4 protein-coding genes are annotated in these 5,575 nt (G+C 28.8%); 3 read left to right on the top strand and 1 reads right to left on the bottom strand.

Annotated elements, in window-relative coordinates:
• Window positions 1-201: hypothetical protein (locus PHF25_08520; protein MDD4528056.1), on the top strand; the 201-nt coding region annotated here is incomplete at its 5' end.
• A 70-nt stretch (window positions 202-271) separates the two neighbouring features.
• A complete protein-coding gene (locus PHF25_08515; protein ID MDD4528055.1) occupies window positions 272-2,818 on the top strand; it encodes a calcium-translocating P-type ATPase, PMCA-type in 2,547 nt (848 codons plus the stop codon).
• A gap of 249 nt (window positions 2,819-3,067) precedes the next feature.
• On the opposite strand, the gene PHF25_08510 is transcribed toward PHF25_08515, so the two are convergent.
• On the bottom strand, window positions 3,068-4,459 hold the full coding sequence (locus tag PHF25_08510) for an FAD-dependent oxidoreductase (GenBank protein MDD4528054.1): 1,392 nt from the start codon (window positions 4,457-4,459) through the stop codon (window positions 3,068-3,070).
• Between the two features lie 107 nt (window positions 4,460-4,566).
• Here PHF25_08510 and prs point away from each other — a divergent pair.
• The coding region (gene prs / locus PHF25_08505; protein ID MDD4528053.1) for a ribose-phosphate diphosphokinase at window positions 4,567-5,575 on the top strand (1,009 nt) is incomplete at its 3' end.

Genomic DNA, 5,575 nt, shown 5'->3' with positions numbered 1-5,575 from the left:
GATCAAAATCCACCTAAAGAAGCAATTGATTACTTCCGATTTCATTATGAAAAAAACTTTAGCGGTGGCGCAAATGTCCTTGATGATATAAGAGTTCATTTAGGTAAAATGGGATACGAGGGCATTATAAAACGAGCAGATGTTGAATTCACAGAGTATATGGAAAATAGTTTATACGGAGACGAAAAAGGTATGAGATAATACCTTTTTTTGTCGAATACTTATAATTCTAATTTTATTTAATCCTAATATATATTTTTTAGGAGGGAATATGAACGGATTAAATGATAAAGATGTAGTTGAAAGCAGGAAAAAATATGGTTCTAACGAAATAAAGAGCAAAAAAAGAAATACTTTTTTAGGATTACTAATTGAATCATTAGGAGATCCTATAATTCGTATTTTACTAATTGCTTTAGGAATAAAAACAATATTTTTATTAAAAGATTTTGATTGGTATGAAACAATAGGAATTGTAATTGCTATTTTTTTAGCGTCATTTATCTCTAGTATTTCTGAATACGGTAGCGAGAAGGCATTTGATAAATTGCAGGAAGAATCCTCTAAAGTTAAATGTCGAGTTAAAAGAAACAATAAAATTATGGAAATTAAAATAGATGAGGTAGTAGTAAATGATATTGTAATATTAGAATCTGGGGATAAAATCCCGGCTGATGGTATTATTGTTGAAGGAAATATTAGCGTTGATGAATCATCCTTAAATGGAGAGACTAAAGAAATATATAAAGAAAAGAATGACACTGTTTTTAGAGGTACAGTTGTCTATAGCAATTATGCTTTAATGAAGGTCAATCATGTAGGAAATGCCACTTTTTATGGTAAGCTTGCGGAAGAAATACAAGAAAAACAAGTTGATAGTCCACTTAAAATAAGATTAAGAAAATTGGCACAGTTAATAAGTAAATGCGGATATGTTGGAGCTTTTTTAGTTAGTTTTTCTTATCTTTTTTCAGTAATTGTTATAGATAATGGTTTTATTATTAGTGAAATAGTTGAAACGATTACTAATCCTAGTGAAATTATTGGTCATATTTTATATGCCCTTACTTTAAGTGTAACTATTATTGTTGTAGCGGTTCCGGAAGGTTTACCGATGATGATTACATTAGTTCTTTCTTCAAACATGAAAAAAATGCTTAAAAAAAATATTTTAGTTCGTAAATTAGTAGGAATAGAGACTGCAGGTAGTTTGAATATCTTATTCACAGATAAAACCGGAACATTAACTAAAGGAAAACTTGAAGTTGTAGAATTTATAAGTGGTTCGTTAAAACGTTATAAGAATATAGAGGAGATAAAAAAGGCTAATCTCTATGAGATTGCTAAATTATCGTTAATAGGTAATAATGCAAGTAGTCTAGAAGAGGGGAAAGCTATTGGAGGAAACATTACAGATCGAGCATTACTAATGTTTGCTAAGACGAGTTTATCCATAAAGAAAACTAAAACTGTTCCTTTTAATAGTAAAAATAAATATTCTATTACCACCATTGATGATGTTAATTACATTAAAGGAGCTCCTGAAAAAATATTGCCTTTTTGTACAAGTTATTATGATGACAACGGAAGAGTAAGAACTTTATATAACAAAAGAGAAATAAATAATTTCATAAATGAAAAAACTAAACAAGGAATAAGGGTTCTTGTAATGGGAACTTATACTAATAAAAAGTGTGTTACCCTAGTAGGAATGGTATTAATAAAAGATGAACTTAGAGAAGATGCAGTAAGTGCAGTACAAATGGTAAAAGATGCTCATATTCAAATTGTCATGATAACTGGTGATAATAAAGAAACAGCCTATAATATTGGTAAAGAAGTTGGATTAATAGAAAGTAATGATGATCTTGTTTTAACTAGTGATGAATTAGATCAAATGACTGATGAAGATATAGGTGAAAAATTACCTAAAATAAAAATTGTAGCTAGGGCATTACCTACTGATAAAAGTAGATTAGTTAGAATTTGTCAATCTTTAGATTTAGTTGTTGGTATGACAGGAGACGGAGTAAATGATGCTCCTGCTATCAAAAAGGCTGATGTTGGGTTTGGTATGGGAAGTGGCACAGAAGTAGCTAAAGAAGCTAGTGATATTGTTATACTTGATGATAGTTTTATGTCAATTGTTTCGTCGATATTATTTGGAAGAACTATTTTTAAAAGTATTAGAAAATTTATAATATTTCAATTAACAGTTAATTTGTGTGCTGTAAGTTTATCAATTATAGGACCGTTTATTGGGGTAGATACACCAGTTACTGTTATTCAAATGTTGTGGATAAATATGGTTATGGATACTTTAGCAGGATTAGCTTTCTCGTTTGAACCACCATTAAAGGAATATATGAAAGAATATCCTAAGAAGAAAGATGAGTCAATTATAAACGATTATATGATGGGAGAAATATTATTTACTGGAATTTATTCTTCGTTATTATGTATTATATTTTTGAAATCTTCATTGCTTCACTCATTTTTTAGACTTGATGATATTTATATAATGACAGCTTTCTTTGGGTTATTTATTTTTATTGGAATATTTAATAGTTTTAATGCTAGAACAAATCGCCTTAATATTTTAGCAAATCTTTTAAAAAACAAAATTTTTATTATGGTATTACTGCTTATTATTGTGGTTCAGTTATTTTTGATTTATTATGGAGGAACATTATTTAGAACATCAGGATTAACTATAAAAGAATTATTTGTTATGATATTATTAGCTTCTACTGTAATACCTGTTGATTTTTTAAGAAAAACAATTTTAAGGTATAAAGATCAAGTTGGTGGAGTATAAAGTTGTTAAAAATAATATTTTGTAGTAAAATATTATTATAATTTAAAAGTGGGGTGTAGTATGGCATTTATAAGTCCAGTATTTATATTAATTTTAATTGGAATACCATCAATTGTGTATTTACTTATTAAAAAATCAGTTGAGGCAAATAAAAAAGGTGATACTGCCAAACAATGGTTTTATATATGGTTTATTGTAATAATTACACTATTCTTATTTGTGTTATTGTTATCATCAATTTAAAAAGACCTATGAAGGTCTTTTTTGATTTATTATATTTTGAGCAGTAATAACACCACTGATTGAGGCTTGCATTAATCCTCTTGTAATACCAGCACCATCCCCGATGGCATATACACCTTTAATAGCGGTTTCTAAATTATTATCAACCATTATTTTAGACGAATAGAATTTTACTTCTACACCATAAAGAATTGTTTCTTTTCCTGATATACCAGGACAAATTTTATCTAATTCTTCAAATGTTTCTAATAAAGCATTTAAAATTCTAGCAGGTAGTACATATGATAAATCTCCTGGGACTGCATCTTTTAAAGTCGGTTTAAAAGTTAATTTTTTCATTCTTTCAGGAGTAGATCTTTGACCTTGTTTTAAGTCATATAATCTTTGGACCATAATTTTACCACCAGTAAGCATATTACCTAATCGGGCAATATATTTACCATACTCAATAGGTTCATTAAAAGGTTCAGTAAAGTGTGCGGAAACTAATAATGCAAAGTTAGTAAGATTACTTTTAATTTCATGGAAACTATGACCATTTACACATGCTAAATCATTATCATAGTTTTCTTGTGAGACAAATCCACCTGGATTCATACAAAATGTTCTTACAATATTTTCAGTTGTTTTAGATGTGTTATATATTTTAAATTCGTATAATTCGTTAGTGAAATAATCAGTAATCGATCTAGGAAGTTCTACTCTAACACCGATATCAACTTGATTATTTTGAGTTTTAATATTGTTTTCTTTACATTTTTCAAATAACCATCCAGAACCACTTCTACCTACTGCGAAAATTATATTATCACATAAGAACTCTTTGTTTTTAGTAATGACTTTCTTTACTTTATTATCAATTGCAATATCTATAATTTCTGTATTTACTAAAATATCAACATTCTTATGACTGGCAATAAAATCATACATTTTTTCCATTATAATAGCGCTTTTCTCAGTTCCTAAGTGTCTTATCGGACATTTAACAAACTTTAATCCATATTTACTACATTGGTATTCTGTTTTATCAGCGAATTCTTTATTATAAACAATCTCGCTATTGCCACCATATTCTAGATATATGTTATCTACATATTCGATCATTTCATTCATTTTAGAAGTACCGAGATAATCTTCTAACCATCCACCAACATCTTTTGAAAGTGATAACTTACCATCAGAGAAAGCACCTGCACCACCAAAACCACAAGATATGTTACATGGTTTACAAGATACACATTGTACTGTTTTCTTTTTAGGACAGTTTCTAACTTTAATACTTTTTCCTTTATCAAACATAACAATTTTTGTGTTTGGATCGTTTTTTAATAATTCTAAAGCACTAAAAATGCCTGCTGGACCACAACCTATTATAGCAACATCATAATTCATTTTTATTACCTCTCTTCACATTAACATTTTAACATAAAAACTATGAAAAGTCTTTTTATTAGTACCACAATATGGTAAAATGTTGTTACTAAGGGATTTTGGAGGTATATGTTGTGGATAATCTAAAGTTAATCGTTTTAAACAATTGTCGAGAATTAGGAGAAAGGGTAAATGAAAACATCGCTGAAATAAGAGATGAAGAAGCAAATTATATTATACCAATCAAAGAAACGCGCTTTAATAATGGTGAAGGAAAAGTGGAAATTCTAGAGTCAATAAGAGAGAAGGACGTTTTTATTTTGTCTGATATTGGAAATCATAGTTGTACATATCGAATGTTTGGATACGAAAACCACATGGGTCCTGATGAACATTTTCAAGATATTAAAAGAGTTATATACGCAATGAGAGGTCATACTTCAAATATTAATGTTGTTATGCCTTTACTTTATGAATCAAGGCAACACCGTAGAAAAGGCCGTGAATCATTGGATTGCGCTAATGGTCTTCAAGAATTAGTGAATTTAGGAGTTAAAAGCATTTTGACTTTTGATGTTCACGATGTTGGAATTCAAAATGCTGTTCCACTAAAAGCATTTGAAAATATCTTCCCTACTAATACTATAATTAGTGAATTTATAGAAAAAGAAGAAATAGATTTAAGAAACTTAGTTATAGTAAGCCCCGATACCGGCGCAATTGATAGAGCTAAATTTTATGCGAATATTTTTAAAGCGAATTTAGGAATGTTCTATAAGAGCAGAGATTTAACTAAAATTGTAAATGGAAAAAATCCTATTAAAGAACATAAATATATCGGTGATGATGTAACAGGAAAGAATGTTATTGTTGTTGATGATATTATTGCCTCAGGTGATTCCATGTTAGATGTTTCAAGAAAATTAAAAGAATTAGGGGCAACTAAAATATATATGATCGCAACCTTTTCACTATTTACAGAAGGATATGAAAAGTTTTCGGAAGCTCACAAGAGGAGGGAATTTGATAAAATATATTCTACTAATTTAAGTTACGTCCCAGAAGAAGTTAAAAAGTTACCGTGGTTTGAAGAAGTGGATTGTTCTCATCAAATTGCCGAAATTATTCATTCATTAAATTGTG

It is taken from the genome of Candidatus Margulisiibacteriota bacterium, from assembly GCA_028706105.1.
Taxonomy (GTDB): domain Bacteria; phylum Margulisbacteria; class Riflemargulisbacteria; order GWF2-35-9; family DYQY01; genus DYQY01.
This window is presented reverse-complemented; position numbering and strand designations above follow the sequence as displayed.

Excerpts from the sequence above, each read along its gene's own strand:
- PHF25_08515 (MDD4528055.1), top strand. The coding sequence starts at position 272 with ATGAACGGATTAAATGATAAAGATGTAGTTGAAAGCAGGAAAAAATAT.